Origin of the sequence: Sphingomonas glacialis (assembly GCF_006439055.1) — a bacterium.
In the GTDB taxonomy this organism is placed as follows: domain Bacteria; phylum Pseudomonadota; class Alphaproteobacteria; order Sphingomonadales; family Sphingomonadaceae; genus Sphingomonas; species Sphingomonas glacialis_A.
The window spans coordinates 98,549-112,246 of record NZ_RCZC01000009.1 but is presented as its reverse complement, the minus strand read 5'-3'; the positions used below and the strand labels follow the sequence as shown (position 1 = coordinate 112,246).

The window sequence follows — 13,698 nt, the reverse complement described above, 5'->3', positions numbered from 1 at the left end:
GCATGACGCGTAACGGACAGCGGCTGCTGATGTTGATCGACGACGAACCGGCGCAACGGCGCCTCGTCGCGGCGATCGCAGCGCGGCGCGGCTGGCGCGCGATCTTCGCCGCCGATGGCGAGATGGCGATCGCAATGCTCGGCACGCAGGACGGGATGCAGCTCGATGCGATCCTGCTCGACCAATGGGCGCCCGAGGCCGACCCGACCGCGCTGATCGAAGAGATCCGCCGCCGCCGCCCGGCGCTGCCGCTCCTGCTGCTCACCGCCAACGGATCGGTCGCGCATGCCGTCGCCGCGATGCGCAGCGGTGCGACCGATTTCCTCGTCAAGCCACTCGCCCCCGAGCGCTTGCTGGCAGCGCTCGACGCCGCGGTCGCCGGCAAGGCGGCCGGCGAATTGCGGCCGCTGACCGAGAAGATCCCCGCGTTGCTCGCGTTCGACGAGATCGTCGGCTCCGCCCCCGATTTTCGCGCCGCGCTCGCCATCGCCGCCAAGGCAGCGCGCGCCCGCGTCCCCGTTTTGGTCGAGGGCGAGAGCGGCGTCGGCAAGGAAGTCGTCGCCGAAGCGATCCATGCCGCCTCACCGCGTGGCAAAAAGGCGATGGTCGCGGTCAATTGCGGCGCGCTGCCGCCCAATCTGGTCGAATCCGAACTGTTCGGCCACGAGAAAGGCGCCTTCACCGGCGCGTTCGAGCGCAAGATCGGCCGCTTCCAGGAAGCCGATGGCGGCACGCTGTTCCTCGACGAAATTGGCGAGATGCCGCTCGAGGCGCAGGTCAAGCTGCTCCGCGTGCTGCAATCGGGCGAAATCCAGCCGATCGGCGCGCGCCACACACGCGAGGTCGACGTCCGCGTCATCGCCGCGACCAACAAGCGGCTGATCGAGGAGGTCGAGGCCGGCCGCTTCCGCGAGGACCTCTATTACCGCCTCAACGTCGTCCAGGTGACGATCCCGCCGCTTCGCGAACGCGCCGGCGACATCCCCGCGCTCGCGCGCCATCTGCTCGCGCGGATCGCCGAGCAGCCGGGACTGCGTCCGCTCGGCATCACCGACGATGCGCTCGCCTTGCTCGGCCGCTATGATTGGCCAGGCAACGTCCGCCAGTTGCAGAACGCGTTGTTTCGCGCGGCCGTCCTGTGCGACGGCGCTGCGCTGACGCGAACCGATTTCCCGCAGATCGCGGCGCTCGGCGGGCAACGCCACACCACGCCGACCCCCATGCCGATGGCGACGAGCGGCGGCGTCACGCTGTTCCATGCCGACGGAAACCTGCGCGCGCTGGAAGAGATCGAGGCCGACGTCATCCGCCTCGCGATCGGCCATTATCGCGGCCGCATGACCGAGGTCGCGCGGCGGCTCGGAATCGGCCGCTCGACGCTCTACCGCAAACTCGGCGAACTCGGGATCGACAACGCCGCGGCGTGAATTCGGCCCGCTTCGAACCAAAATCTCGGGTGCAAGCGGAAACTCCGCCCGCTTCATCGGTTGTACGGCCGAAGAGGAGTAAGTTTTCATGCGTAAACCGATGATTTTGGCGGCACTGACCGCATTCGCCATGGTTCCGACCGTCGTGCCGGCGACCGCCTCCGCCCAGAGCTACGACGACCGACGCTACGATCGCCGCGACGACCGTCGTGATGATCGCCGTGAGCGCACCTATCGTGGCCAGGATGGCCGCAATTACCCCTGCAAGCGCAGCAGCGGCACGACCGGCGCGGTTGCCGGTGGCGTTGGCGGCGCGGTGGCTGGCAACGTGCTCGGTGGCGGCCTGCTCGGCACGGTCGCTGGTGGTGTCGGCGGCGCATTGCTCGGCAAGACGCTCGACAAGCGTCACGACGCTGCACAGAACCGCAAGAACGGTTGCTGATCGGTTCCGGGCGGTAGCCTGAGGTTACCGCCCGACCAGGGCGCGGTCGCGTAGGCCGCGCCATACCCGCATCGCCTGGACGGTCTCGGGCACATCGTGGACGCGCAGCAACTGCGCGCCCGCGATCACCCCCGTCAGCGCGAGCGCGACCGATCCACCCAGCCGCTCATTTGCCGGTGCTTCGTTCGACAAGGCGCCGATCATCCGCTTGCGGCTCGCCCCGAGCAGGATCGGGCAGCCAAGGCCATGGAAAATCGTCAGCCCGTTCATCAGCGCGAGATTGTCGGCGAGCGACTTGCCGAAGCCGACGCCTGGATCGACGATGATCCGCGATCGCGCGACCCCGCCCGCGACGACCGCCGCAACCCGCGCCTCGAGCCAGTCGAACACTTCGACTACCACGTCGCGATAGCCCTGCCCGCCATGCGGCCCCTTGGCGGGATCGGGCGAATGCATCAGCACGACCGGACATTCCGCCTTGGCGACGACCTCGAGCGCGCGATCATCCCACAGCAATGCCGCGACATCGTTGACGATCGCCGCCCCCGCCGCGAGTGCCGCCTCCATTACGCTCGCCTTGCGCGTATCGATCGACACCAGCGTGCCCGCCCGCGCGAGCCGTTCGATCACGGGAACGACGCGCGCGATCTCGTCGCCCTCCCACACCGTCGCCGCGCCCGGCCGCGTCGATTCACCGCCGACATCGATCAGCGCCGCGCCCGCCGCCGCCATCGCGACACCGTCGCTCGCTGCCGCTGCGGGATCGTCCTGCAAGGTCCCGCCATCGGAGAAGCTGTCGGGCGTCACGTTGAGGATGCCGCACACCGATGGCTGATCGAAACGCAGCGTCCGCTCGCCGAGCGTCAGCGCCGTGCGCGGTGCGGTGATCGCTGCATGCAGCCGCGCAGCGCGTTCGTCGCGCAGCAGCGTGTCGAGCTCGGCGATCGGCACCGTCCGGCGGCGCCCGTCCTCGATCACCTCATAGGCCGAGAACCACAGCATCCCCCCCGCCAGCCGCGCGACCGCACCGTCGCGGTCGACCGGCGTGTCGACGAACTGGATCGGGCGAAGGTGGAGACTGCTCATAGATCATCCCGTCGCCCCGGCGGAGGCCGGGGCCGCTGCGTTTGACGCGAAACCTCTGTCGCGCGCAACAGTCTGGCGGCCCCGGCCTGCGCCGGGGCGACGCGCTCAGATCTGCGTCGCCAGCAGATAGGTCTGCCGCAGCGTATCGATCGGCTTCAGCCCCTCGGGCGTCTCGTAATGCCAGAAGGTCCAGCCGTTGCACGCCGGCGCGCCCTGGAGCACCGATCCGAGCTTGTGGATCGACCCCGTCTGGTCGCCACTGATCACCGAGCCGTCTGCCCGCACCGTCACGCTGTAGCGTCGCTTGGCATCGACCAGCACCGCACCGGCGACCAGCATGCCATTCTCGACGATCGTGCCGAACGCGACGCGCGGCGCGGCCTTGGGGCTCTGCATCGTCTTGAGCGACGATTCATCGAGCGGCAGCGCAGCCGCGATGCGCTCTTCCGCCGCCGCGATATAGTCGCTCTCGCGCTCGATCCCGATCCAGTGCCGGCCGAGCCGCTTGGCGACCGCGCCCGTCGTGCCGGTGCCGAAGAACGGATCGAGCACCACGTCGCCCGGCTTGGTGCAGGCCAGCAGGATGCGATAGATCAGCGCCTCGGGCTTCTGCGTCGGATGCACCTTGACGCCGTCGCGCTTCAACCGCTCCTGCCCGCCGCAGGTCGGGAATTCCCAGTCGGAGCGCATCTGCAGCTCGTCATTGAGCGTCTTCATGCTGCGATAGTTGAAGGTGTAGCGCGACTTCTCGCCCATCGACGCCCAGATCAGCGTTTCATGCGCGTTGGTGAAGCGCGTGCCCTTGAAATTGGGCATCGGGTTGGTCTTGCGCCAGACGATGTCGTTGAGAATCCAATAGCCCAGATCCTGGATGGCCGCGCCGACCTTGTAGATATTGTGGTACGATCCGATCACCCAGATCGCGCCATTGTCCTTGAGGATGCGCTTCGCCTCGGCGAGCCATTCGCGCGTGAACTTGTCATAGGCGCTCAGCGAATCGAACTTGTCCCATTCGTCGGTCACCGCATCGACATGGCTGCCGTCGGGCCGCGACAGGTCGCCGCCGAGCTGGAGGTTGTAGGGCGGATCGGCGAAGATCAGGTCGACCGACTTGGCCGGCAGCGCGCGCATCGCCGCGATGCAATCGCCGCGCAGGATCTGGTCGAGCGGCAGCTGCACCGGTGCCTCGACCGCGCGCGGCGCCGCTTTCCTGATCTTCTCCAAAACCCCCATCGTCGTCGCCCCTTCGTGTGTGGAGCGCATCCCTGCCAGCAAAGGGACTCGCGTCAAGCGAACATTGGTTAACGAAAAACCTTGAGATTCCGTCAATTTGGCGGAACATTTCGGGAAACGAACCAGATATTGAGTCGAGACTTATCCACAGGCTCAAGCGCTGGTGTGTGGCACCGAAGACTCGTTAAGCAAGAAAGCTTCGGCGACGGGACGAAAACTGCGCCGGTGGAGCGCACACGGCCCATGTTCGCGCAGAGCGCGGAGGTGATCGGGCGCGCCATAGCCCTTGTTGGCATGCCATCCGTAATGCGGATGCGCCTCGGCATGCGCGAGCATGATCGTGTCGCGGGTATGCTTGGCGATGATCGAGGCGGCGGCGATCGACAGGCTGATCGCATCGCCTTTGATGATCGGCGTCGCGGCGAAACCCCATTTGGGGAGGCGATTGCCATCGACCAAGACATGCCCCGGCGCGCAGCCGAGCGCTTCGACCGCGAGCGTCATCGCCTTCATCGTCGCCCAATAGATGTTGAGCGTGTCGATCTCTTCCGCCTCGACGATGCCGATCCCGACGATCGCGCAGGCCCGCAACCGGTCGTGCAGCCGCTGGCGTTCCAGCGGCGGGAGCTTCTTCGAATCATTGATTCCGCGCGGGACGCCTTTCGCGGGTAGGATCACGGCCGCGGCGACGACCGGTCCGGCGAGCGGACCACGGCCGGCTTCGTCGACGCCCGCGACCGGCGGGAGGCAGAGCTTTTCATGTTTGAGGCTAGGCATCGGGTCGAGCCATGCCGGATCGCGCGGCGACTTGCCAGACGGGTCGCGACGGACTGCAGCGGCGATCGGGCGGGGCGGCGTCGTTCAAGAAGATTCGTTCGCGCGGAGACGCGGAGACGCGGAGGAGAAGAAGGTTTGGTTCGCGCAGAGGCGCAGAGGACGCGGAGAGAGAGAGAGAGAGAGGGAGTTCACAAGGACCGCGCAAGCGCCTCTTTCCGCCCGCTTCGCGGGTCGGGATACGCTGAAGCGCGGGCAACCCCTCCGCGTCCTCCGCGCCTCCGCGCCTCTGCGCGAACAAAACCTTCTTCTTTCTCCGTGCCCCAAGCCCCCGCGCGAACGCGATTTAGGAGTTGTCGCCAGCCCGCACGTATTGCTGCCCCATCGGCCCATGCCCCCCGCCCAGCTCAGGCGCCGCCCGCAGCGCGGCCCGCACGAACTCCCGAGCCCCCGCGACCGAAGCTTCGAGCGAGCGCCCCTGCGCGAGGAAGGTCGCGATCGCCGAGGCGAGCGTGCAGCCGGTGCCGTGCGTGCTGGTCGTCTCGATCCGCGCGGCGGACCAGGACGCGATCTCGCCTGCCGGTCCGATCAATCGATCGACGATCTGATCACCTTCGCCGTGCCCGCCTTTGATCAGCAAATGTCTCTCTCCCAACGGGAGAGGGAAGGTGTCGAAAGGATCAGGGTCGTCCACATGCCGGGCGTCCGCGTCACCCTCACCCTTCCGCCGCTGCGCGGCTCCCTCCCTCTCCCGCTGAGAGAGGGATTTTTCGAGCGCCCGGAGTTCGGGCAGGTTCGGCGTCGTCACGGTGGCGATCCGCATCAGCCGCGAGAACGCCGAGATCGTCACAGCATCAGCCAGCACCGCCCCGCTCGTCGCGACCATTACCGGGTCGAACACGATCGGCACGGCAAGCGTCTCAAGGATGTCGGCCACCATGTGCGCGATCGCCGCCGAGCCGATCATCCCGATCTTCACCGCATCCACGCCAATATCCGAAACGCACGACGTGATCTGCGCCATCACCATCTCTGCCGGCACCGGCATCACCGCCTGCACGCCGAGTGTATTCTGCGCGGTGATCGCAGTGATTGCGGTCATCGCATGGCCGCCGAGCATCGTCACCGTCTTGATATCGGCCTGGATCCCTGCGCCGCCGCCCGAATCCGAGCCGGCGATGATCAGGATACGCGGTGTGGTGCTCACTGCGGCCGCTTGAAGCGCCGCTCGGTCGAGGCGGGATGCCGCGCCAGCAGATCGTCGACCCGCGCCGGGCGGTCCATCAACTCGCCGCCGCAATTGGGGCAGCGATCATCGAGCCGGTCGGCGCACTCCGCGCAGAAGGTGCATTCGAACGAACAGATGAAGGCGCCGGCCTCGTCGGCCGGGAGATCGGTGCCGCAGCGTTCGCAATCGGGGCGCATTTCGAGCATCGGGTCTTCCTTCTTCTGCCTTATCCCCCTCCCGCTTGCGGGAGGGGTTAGGGGAGGGCCTGTCCTATCATAGAGGCAGCATGGCCTGCCGCACTGCCCTCCCCCAGCCCCTCCCGCAAGCGGGAGGGGAGCAAGAGGGAGCGGGAGGGGAAACGCTTCACCCCGCCGCGACGCGCACCGCTTCGCAGATCCGATCGACCACCGCCTCGACCTGCGCGGGGTCATCACCCTCGGCCATTACGCGGATCACCGGTTCGGTGCCCGACGTACGGATCACCAGCCGCCCCCTGCCCTTCAGCTCGGCCTCGGCTCCGGCGATCACCGCCTTCACCGCTTCGTCCTCGAGCGGCTTGCCGCCAGCGAAGCGCACGTTCTTGAGCAATTGCGGCAGCGGCTCGAAGCGGTGCAGCAACTCGCTTGCCGGCACGCCCGCGCGCGCGAGCTCGGCGAGGATCTGCAACGCCGCGACCAACCCATCGCCGGTCGTCGCATAATCCGACAGGATGATGTGCCCCGACTGCTCGCCGCCGACATTATACCCCTGCGCGCGCATCGCCTCGAGCACGTGGCGATCGCCGACGCTGGTGCGCACCAGCCCGATCCCCTGCGTCGCGAGATGCCGCTCGAGCCCGAGGTTCGACATCACCGTCGCGACCAGCCCGCCATTCTTCAGCCGCCCGCTGCGTGCCCAGCCGCTCGCGATCGTGGCCATCAGCTGGTCGCCATCGACGACATGGCCCTTCTCATCGACCACGATCAACCGGTCGGCATCCCCGTCGAGCGCGATCCCGAGCTGCGCGCCGGATGCGACGACGGTCTCGCACAGCAAGGTCGGCGCGGTCGAGCCGACCCCGTCATTGATGTTCTTGCCGTTGGGGGTGACGCCGATCGACACGACTTCGGCACCCAATTCCCACAGAGCGGTCGGCGCGACGCGGTACGCCGCGCCATTCGCGCAATCGACGACGATCTTCATCCCGTCGAGCCGCATATTCTCGGGGAAGGTCGATTTGGCGAAATGGATATAGCGCCCCTGCGCATCGTCGACGCGGCGCGCGCGGCCGATCTCTGGGGCAGGCGAAAGATCGATATCGCCGTCGATCAACGCCTCGATCGCGAGCTCGTCGGCGTCGGACAATTTATAGCCGTCGGGCCCGAACAGCTTGATGCCATTGTCGAAATACGGATTGTGGCTCGCCGAGATCATCACGCCGAGATCGGCGCGCATCGATTGCGTCAGCATCGCGACGGCGGGCGTCGGCATCGGCCCGAGCAGCACCACGTCCATCCCGACCGAGGTGAACCCCGCGACCATCGCCGATTCGAGCATATAGCCCGACAAACGCGTATCCTTGCCGATCACGACGCGGTGGCGATGGTCGCCACGCCGGAAGTGCGCGCCGGCCGCCATGCCGACCTTCATCGCCATCGCGGCGGTCATCGGGTTTTTGTTGGTCAGTCCGCGAATGCCATCGGTGCCGAAATATTTCCTTGCCATCGCACCCATTTCCTCGTCGCTTGTGTTGGCGTGCCACGCGCCGCTCTTGCCTAGCCCCGCCATAGCGAAGGACCCGCATGTCGCAAACCACCCGAATCCTGCTGGCGCTCGTCGTGGGGCTCGTCCTCGGCATCGTCGCGGCGTCGGTCTCGCCGGCCTGGGCGATCGCCGCGACCGAGGTGACGCTGCCGATCGGCTCGGCGTGGCTCCACGGATTGCAGATGGTGATCGTGCCGTTGATCATCGGCTTGCTGGTGACCGGGGTCGGTGCGACCGCGGACGCCGCGCGCGCCGGGCGGATCGCGGGGCGCTCGGTGATCCTGTTCACGATCATCCTGTGGACGACGACGATCGGCTCTGCGCTAATCACGCCGCTGCTGCTCGATTTGTGGCCGCTCCCCTCCGCCTGGGCCGAGGCGCTGCGCTCGGCCTTGCGCAGCGCGCCACCGCCGACCGGCCAAGTGCCATCGATGAGCGCGTTCTTCCAGACCGTCGTGCCGACCAACGTCGTCACCGCGGCGGCTGCCGACGCCTTCTTGCCGCTCACTGTCTTCGCCCTGGTGTTCGCTTTTGCGATCACGCGGCTGCCGACGGAGCCGCGCGCGTTGCTCACGACGTTCTTCAAGGCGATCGTCGACACGATGCTGATCATCATCGGTTGGGTGCTCAAGCTCGCGCCGATCGGCATCTTCTGCCTGGCGTACGGCGTCGGCGCACAGACCGGTGCGGCGGCGTTCGGCGCGCTGGCGCATTACATCATTACGGTGTCGTCGATCGGCTTTCTCGTGCTGCTGGCGGCATACCCCGTCGCGGTGGTCGGCGGGCGCGTCGGCATCCTGCGCTTCGCGCGCGCGGTCGCGCCGGCGCAGGCGGTGGCGATTAGCACGCAATCCTCGCTCGCGACGCTTCCAGAGATGCTCAAGGCGAGCGCCGAACTCGGCGCGTCCGAGACCTCGACCGGGATCACGCTGCCGATCGCGGTGGCGATCTTCCGCGCGACCAGCCCGGCGATGAACCTCGCGGTCGCGCTGTACGTCGCGCATTTTCTCGGTGTGCAGATCGGGCCGGTCCAGCTCGCCGCCGGCGTGGCCACCGCCGCGATCACCACCATGGGGGCGGTCAGCCTGCCCGGCACGATTACCTATTTCGCCTCGGTCGCCCCGGTCGCGGTCGCGATGGGCGTGCCGCTCGAGGCGCTCGGTCTGCTCGTTGCGGTCGAGACGATCCCCGATCTGTTCCGCACCGTCGGAAACGTCACGATGGACGTGGCGGTGGCGATCACGGTCGGGCGCGGCGACGACGCGGAGCCTAGCGCCGCAGCATCGCCTTCTTGAGCCGGGCGTGTGCCGACGCCTTGATCTGGCACACCCGCGCCGCGCCAACGCCAATCACCGAACCGATCTCCTCGAGGTTGAACTCCTCGACATAATAGAGCTGGATCACCAGCGCCTCGCGCTCGGGCAGGCTCGCGATCGCGGCGATCAGCGTGTCGCGCTCCTGCTCGTCGGAGAGATGCGCGAACGCATCCGGCTCCTCGCTCGCGAACCACGGGCCTTCGTCCGAATAGACATCATCGATCGGCTCCATCCGCACCGGCTGGGCGTTGGCATAATCGAGCCGGAGCTTTTCGGGTGTCACGCCGATCCGCGCCGCGACGAGCGCCGCATCGGGCGCATGGCCGAGCTCGGTGGTCAGCATGGCGACGGTCTCGGCATAAAGACGTTTCCTTTGCATCGCGCCGCGCGTGATCGTCGCGCTGCGCCTGAGCGCGTCGATCATCGAGCCGCGCACGCGTGTGGCGAGATACTGTTCGAAGGTCACTTGCCCGCGATCCTCGAACGCACCCGCGGCTTCGACCAGGGCGACCATCCCGATCTGGACGAGATCCTCGACCTCGACCGCGGACGACATGCTGCCATGTATATGCCGCGCGATCCGCCGCACGAGCGGGAGATGCTTGCGCGCGAGCACGTTGAGGTCCGGCGCGGCGGTCCGGCCATAGACGAGCGGCTGGGCGGCGGCGACCACGGCGCCGGAAAACTGCGCGGGGTTGGGCTGTGCGGTCATGCTGGGAGCGCTCCGGCTGCGCCGATCACGGCGACGACTTCGACCGATTTGTCCTCGGGCACTTCGAAGAAGCTCATCACCGGGATATCGGGCAGGCAGGTCTTGACGAGCTTGCGGATCGCGACGCGGATCGCGGGCTGGACGACGAGTGCGAACGGCTTGGCCTCGTTGATCAGCGGCTGCGCGGCGTTCTGCAGCGCGTCGACGATGCGGCGGCCGAGATCGGGCTCGATCGTATGGCGCTTCGACGGATCGCTGCGCATCGCCTGGCCGAGCAGCCCCTCGAGCTGCCCCTCGAGCGTCATCACGCGCAGCGGCTCGCGGACGCCGCACAGCTTGCCGATGATCAGCCCACCGAGCGCCGGGCGGATCATCTCGATGATCTCGTCGGCATCGAGCGTCTTCTGCGCAGCGACCGCGATCGCGGCGGCAATCCGGCGGAATTCCTTGAGCGGCACGTTCTCCGCCAGCAGCCCGCGCAGCACCTGGGTCAGCGTGGTGAGCGGCAGCGGATTGGGCGAGAGCGACGCGACCAGGTTCGACGCCCGTTCCTTGAGCCCGTCGAGCAGTGCCTGGACTTCGTCGGGGCCGAGCAGTTCGGAGGCATGCGTGCCGAGCTGGTGGTTGAGATGCGTCGCCATCACGGTGCCCGGATCGACCACGAGATAGCCCGCGCCGGTCGCCGCATCGGCGTCGCTCGGCGCGATCCACACCGCGTCGAGCCCGAAGGTCGGGTCCTTGGCGCGCTTGCCCATCAGCCCGCCGACCGCCTGCCCGGTATCGAGCGCGAGCATCTCGTCGGGCGACACGCTGTCCTCGCCGACGACGACGCCGCCGACGATGATGCGATAGGCGAACGGCGCGAGGTTGATGTCGTCGCGCACGCGGACCTGCGGGATGACGAAGCCCATGTCCTTCGACAGCTGGCGCCGCACCCCGGTGATCCGCCCCATCAGCGGCGCACCGCGACGCTCGTCGACCAACGGCACCAGGCCATAGCCGATGTCGAGATTGACCTGCATCGTGTCGGCGACTTCGTCCCAGCCGATCTTCGAATAATCGATCGGCTCGGCCGGCACGATCTCGACCGGCGCGGGGCGGAGCGCGGCCTGGCGCATCTTCCACGCGGCGAAGCCGGCGAGGCCAGCGGCAGGCAGGATGATGAGGTGCGGCATGCCGGGCATCACGCCGAGCAGGCCGAGGATGATCGCGACCGGGGTCCAGGTCCGCGCCGAGCCGAACTGGCTGCCGATCTGGCCCGCGAGATCCATCGTCGACTGGACGCGCGTGACGATCGCGGCAGCGGCGATCGACAGCATCAGCGACGGGATCTGCGCGACGAGCGCATCACCGATCGCGAGCAGCACGTAATTGTGCGCGGCAGCCGCGATCGTCATGCCGTGGCTGACGGGTCCCAGGATTAACCCGCCGACGATGTTGGCGGCGAGGATCAGCAGGCCGGCGACCGCGTCGCCCTTCACGAACTTCGACGAACCGTCCATCGAGCCGTAGAAATCGGCTTCGGTCGCGACTTCGACGCGGCGGAGCTTGGCTTCGTCGGGGGTGATGAGGCCGGCGTTGAGATCGGCGTCGATCGCCATCTGCTTGCCGGGCAACGCATCGAGCGTGAAGCGTGCCGACACTTCGGAGACGCGGCCGGCGCCCTTGGTGACGACGATCATGTTGATGATCACGAGGATCGCGAAGACGAACAGGCCGACGACATAGTCGCCGCCGATCAGGAAGGTGCCGAACGCCTCGATCACATGGCCCGCGGCGCTCTCGCCCTCATGCCCGTGCACCAGCACGACACGCGTCGAGGCGACGTTGAGGCTCAGGCGGAACAGCGTCGCGAATAGCAGCACCGTCGGAAAGGCCGAGAAATCGAGCGGCTTCTGCGCGTTGAGGCTGACCATCAGCACCGCAAGGCTGATCGTGATGTTCATGATGAAGAACACATCGAGCATCGCCGCCGGTATCGGCACGACCATCAGCACGACGAGCAGCAGGATCGCGACCGGAAGCGCTGCCGAGCGCAGCAGCGGCAGGATCCCGCCCGCCTTGCCGGCGGGAGATGTCAGGGCAATCGCCACTTAGTCAGGCTCCCATCTGCGCAAGCAACATATACGCAAGCCGCGCATTCGCCGGCGTCGGCCGGAGCAAGCTGGCGGCCGAGTTCGACGCCATCTGCGTCGTCGAGCTGCCCATCGCGCCGCCCAATTGCTCGAGCGTCGATTGCGCCCAGATCGTCGCATCCGAGGTCGAGGTTTCGCCGTTCCCGGGGATGACGTCGGCGCCCCACGACCCAAGCCGCGTCGATGCCAGGCCCGACGTCGCCGGCGCGCTCGCCCCCTCGGCGCTCTTGTCGAGCTTGGCCGAGAAGCGGCTGTAAATGTCCGACAGCGAGCGGGCGCTGCCGTCGCTATTGAAGAACACACCGCGATTGGCGCGAGCGGCGGCGGGGAACATCGCCGCGCCGCTCTTGTCGGGATTGGCCTGCATTGCGGTCAGGAACGAGCGCGCGCCGCCGAGCCCGAGGAAATGCGCCATGTAGAGATCGGTGCCGGTGGCGGTGCGCCCGGTCGCGCTCTCGAGCGCGTCCTTATTGTCGCTGGCATGTTCGGCCGCCATCAGCGACGCCGCCGACGGATCGTTGCGCAAAGCGAGGATCGCGCGCTTCATCGTCGGATCGGTGACGGTCGCGCGACCGTTCGCCCCGGTCGAGATGGCATTCGCCGCCCAGGCGAGGCCATTCTCCGCGCCATGCGCCTTGACGACGCGCAGCCAGCTCTGGTCGACGAACTGGTACAGCCCGCTCGCGCTCGACGTGCCCGCCTTGGCATTGGCGTTGAGCCCGCTTTCGAGCTTCGCCTGCCCCAGCAGATAGTTGAAATCGATGCCCGTCTTCTGACTGGCATTGGCGATGGCGTTGCGGATCGCACCGCCAGCGCCGGTCGCATCGACCGCCCCGTTCAGAATGGATAGTGGATTGAAAGGCATCGGACCCCTGCTTGCGCGTCTTCACGGCAAGCACAGCAAGGGTCGTGCCAATATGCTTAACTACGCGTAAGCCGCGATTCCCATGCCGGGACGGTACACCGAGCCCGGCGCCGAACCGACGGCGACACCGGCAGAGCCGGTCAAGGTTTGCAGGCGGCGGCGAACATTTGCCGCCATCAGGTTAACGTAGATCCGGCACGTCTCGTTCAGGCGATGCGCCTCCTCGGCGAGCGCGCGCAGATCATCGCCGACAGGCGCCTGGCCGAACGCCGCGACGGCTTCGATCATGGCGAGCTTGTCGGCGGTGGCGCGTTCGAGCGCGGCGACGTCGTTCACCTTCAACGCGGCGATCTCGGCATGGAGCGCTTCGATCACGCCGATCAGCGCGTCGCGTCGCGTGGCGCTGCTCATTTGTTCGGGTTCCAATACAGCTTCAAGGCGAGCATCCGGTCGGCAATCGTTTCAGGGGTGATCGGATAGGTCCCGTTGCGCACCGCGCGCCGGACGGCATCGACCCGCTCGGTCTCGGCGGCGCTGGGCTCGCCGAAGTCGAACGCGATCGCCGACAGGTCGTGCTGTTTCGCCACCGCGTCGCTCGTCCGCTCCGTCGTCGCTGCCGGCTTCGTCGCCGCGGCAACCGGCACGACCAACCGGTCGTGCGACGTGACTGCCTTTGATCCGATCGCATCTACCATGTCTGCACCTTCGCGGTTCTCGCTGACATAGAGTAGAACGAC

General features: G+C 67.4%; 14 protein-coding genes. 3 read left to right on the top strand and 11 right to left on the bottom strand.

Annotation, left to right across the window (positions count from 1 at the left end; all coding sequences use genetic code 11):
- Positions 1-2 precede the first annotated feature (2 nt).
- Both EAH76_RS20940 and EAH76_RS20935 read left to right on the top strand, forming a co-directional pair.
- Positions 3-1,427 carry a sigma-54-dependent transcriptional regulator gene (locus tag EAH76_RS20940; protein ID WP_140852212.1) on the top strand — a complete coding sequence of 475 codons (1,425 nt, stop codon included), beginning with the start codon at positions 3-5 and terminating at the stop codon, positions 1,425-1,427.
- Positions 1,428-1,515: 88 nt separating this feature from the next.
- Positions 1,516-1,869: a hypothetical protein gene (locus tag EAH76_RS20935; protein ID WP_140852211.1), complete on the top strand. Its 354-nt coding sequence runs from the start codon at positions 1,516-1,518 to the stop codon at positions 1,867-1,869.
- A gap of 24 nt (positions 1,870-1,893) precedes the next feature.
- On the opposite strand, the gene folP is transcribed toward EAH76_RS20935, so the two are convergent.
- The 6 genes from folP to glmM form a co-directional block, all read right to left on the bottom strand.
- Positions 1,894-2,955, bottom strand: coding sequence for a dihydropteroate synthase (folP, locus tag EAH76_RS20930; protein WP_140852210.1), 1,062 nt, complete (start codon positions 2,953-2,955; stop codon positions 1,894-1,896).
- Between the two features lie 105 nt (positions 2,956-3,060).
- Entirely contained in the window at positions 3,061-4,188 is a 1,128-nt protein-coding gene (locus EAH76_RS20925) for a site-specific DNA-methyltransferase (protein WP_140852209.1), read from the bottom strand.
- A 153-nt stretch (positions 4,189-4,341) separates the two neighbouring features.
- Complete coding sequence (locus tag EAH76_RS20920; protein ID WP_140852208.1) at positions 4,342-4,965, bottom strand: ribonuclease HII; 624 nt, start codon at positions 4,963-4,965, stop codon at positions 4,342-4,344.
- 343 nt (positions 4,966-5,308) lie between these two features.
- Positions 5,309-6,169 (bottom strand): bifunctional hydroxymethylpyrimidine kinase/phosphomethylpyrimidine kinase, encoded by an 861-nt coding sequence (gene thiD / locus EAH76_RS20915; protein ID WP_140852207.1) that lies wholly within the window; start codon positions 6,167-6,169, stop codon positions 5,309-5,311.
- A complete protein-coding gene (locus EAH76_RS20910) occupies positions 6,166-6,396 on the bottom strand; it encodes a DUF1272 domain-containing protein (RefSeq protein WP_140852206.1) in 231 nt (76 codons plus the stop codon). Before EAH76_RS20910 ends, thiD begins: the two co-directional genes overlap by 4 nt.
- A gap of 157 nt (positions 6,397-6,553) precedes the next feature.
- Positions 6,554-7,894 (bottom strand): phosphoglucosamine mutase, encoded by a 1,341-nt coding sequence (gene glmM, locus EAH76_RS20905; protein ID WP_140852205.1) that lies wholly within the window; start codon positions 7,892-7,894, stop codon positions 6,554-6,556.
- Positions 7,895-7,971: 77 nt separating this feature from the next.
- On the opposite strand from glmM, the gene EAH76_RS20900 reads away from it, so the two are divergent.
- Positions 7,972-9,228: a dicarboxylate/amino acid:cation symporter gene (locus EAH76_RS20900; RefSeq protein WP_140852204.1), complete on the top strand. Its 1,257-nt coding sequence runs from the start codon at positions 7,972-7,974 to the stop codon at positions 9,226-9,228.
- On the opposite strand, the gene EAH76_RS20895 is transcribed toward EAH76_RS20900, so the two are convergent.
- Genes EAH76_RS20895 through EAH76_RS20875 form a run of 5 tightly spaced genes read right to left on the bottom strand, consistent with a single transcriptional unit; the run spans position 9,203 to position 13,656 of the window.
- Positions 9,203-9,961 (bottom strand): sigma-70 family RNA polymerase sigma factor, encoded by a 759-nt coding sequence (locus EAH76_RS20895; RefSeq protein WP_140852203.1) that lies wholly within the window; start codon positions 9,959-9,961, stop codon positions 9,203-9,205. The genes EAH76_RS20900 and EAH76_RS20895 overlap by 26 nt on opposite strands.
- The gene (gene flhA / locus EAH76_RS20890; protein WP_140852301.1) at positions 9,958-12,009 is read right to left on the bottom strand and encodes a flagellar biosynthesis protein FlhA; all 2,052 of its coding nucleotides are present in this window, start codon (positions 12,007-12,009) and stop codon (positions 9,958-9,960) included. The genes EAH76_RS20895 and flhA overlap by 4 nt, the downstream gene beginning before the upstream one ends.
- A 49-nt stretch (positions 12,010-12,058) precedes the next feature.
- Positions 12,059-12,961, bottom strand: coding sequence for a lytic transglycosylase domain-containing protein (locus EAH76_RS20885; protein ID WP_140852202.1), 903 nt, complete (start codon positions 12,959-12,961; stop codon positions 12,059-12,061).
- A 60-nt stretch (positions 12,962-13,021) separates the two neighbouring features.
- Positions 13,022-13,372 carry a flagellar protein FlgN gene (locus EAH76_RS20880; RefSeq protein ID WP_140852201.1) on the bottom strand — a complete coding sequence of 117 codons (351 nt, stop codon included), beginning with the start codon at positions 13,370-13,372 and terminating at the stop codon, positions 13,022-13,024.
- Positions 13,369-13,656: a flagellar biosynthesis anti-sigma factor FlgM gene (locus EAH76_RS20875; RefSeq protein WP_140852200.1), complete on the bottom strand. Its 288-nt coding sequence runs from the start codon at positions 13,654-13,656 to the stop codon at positions 13,369-13,371. Before EAH76_RS20875 ends, EAH76_RS20880 begins: the two co-directional genes overlap by 4 nt.
- Positions 13,657-13,698: the final 42 nt, after the last annotated feature.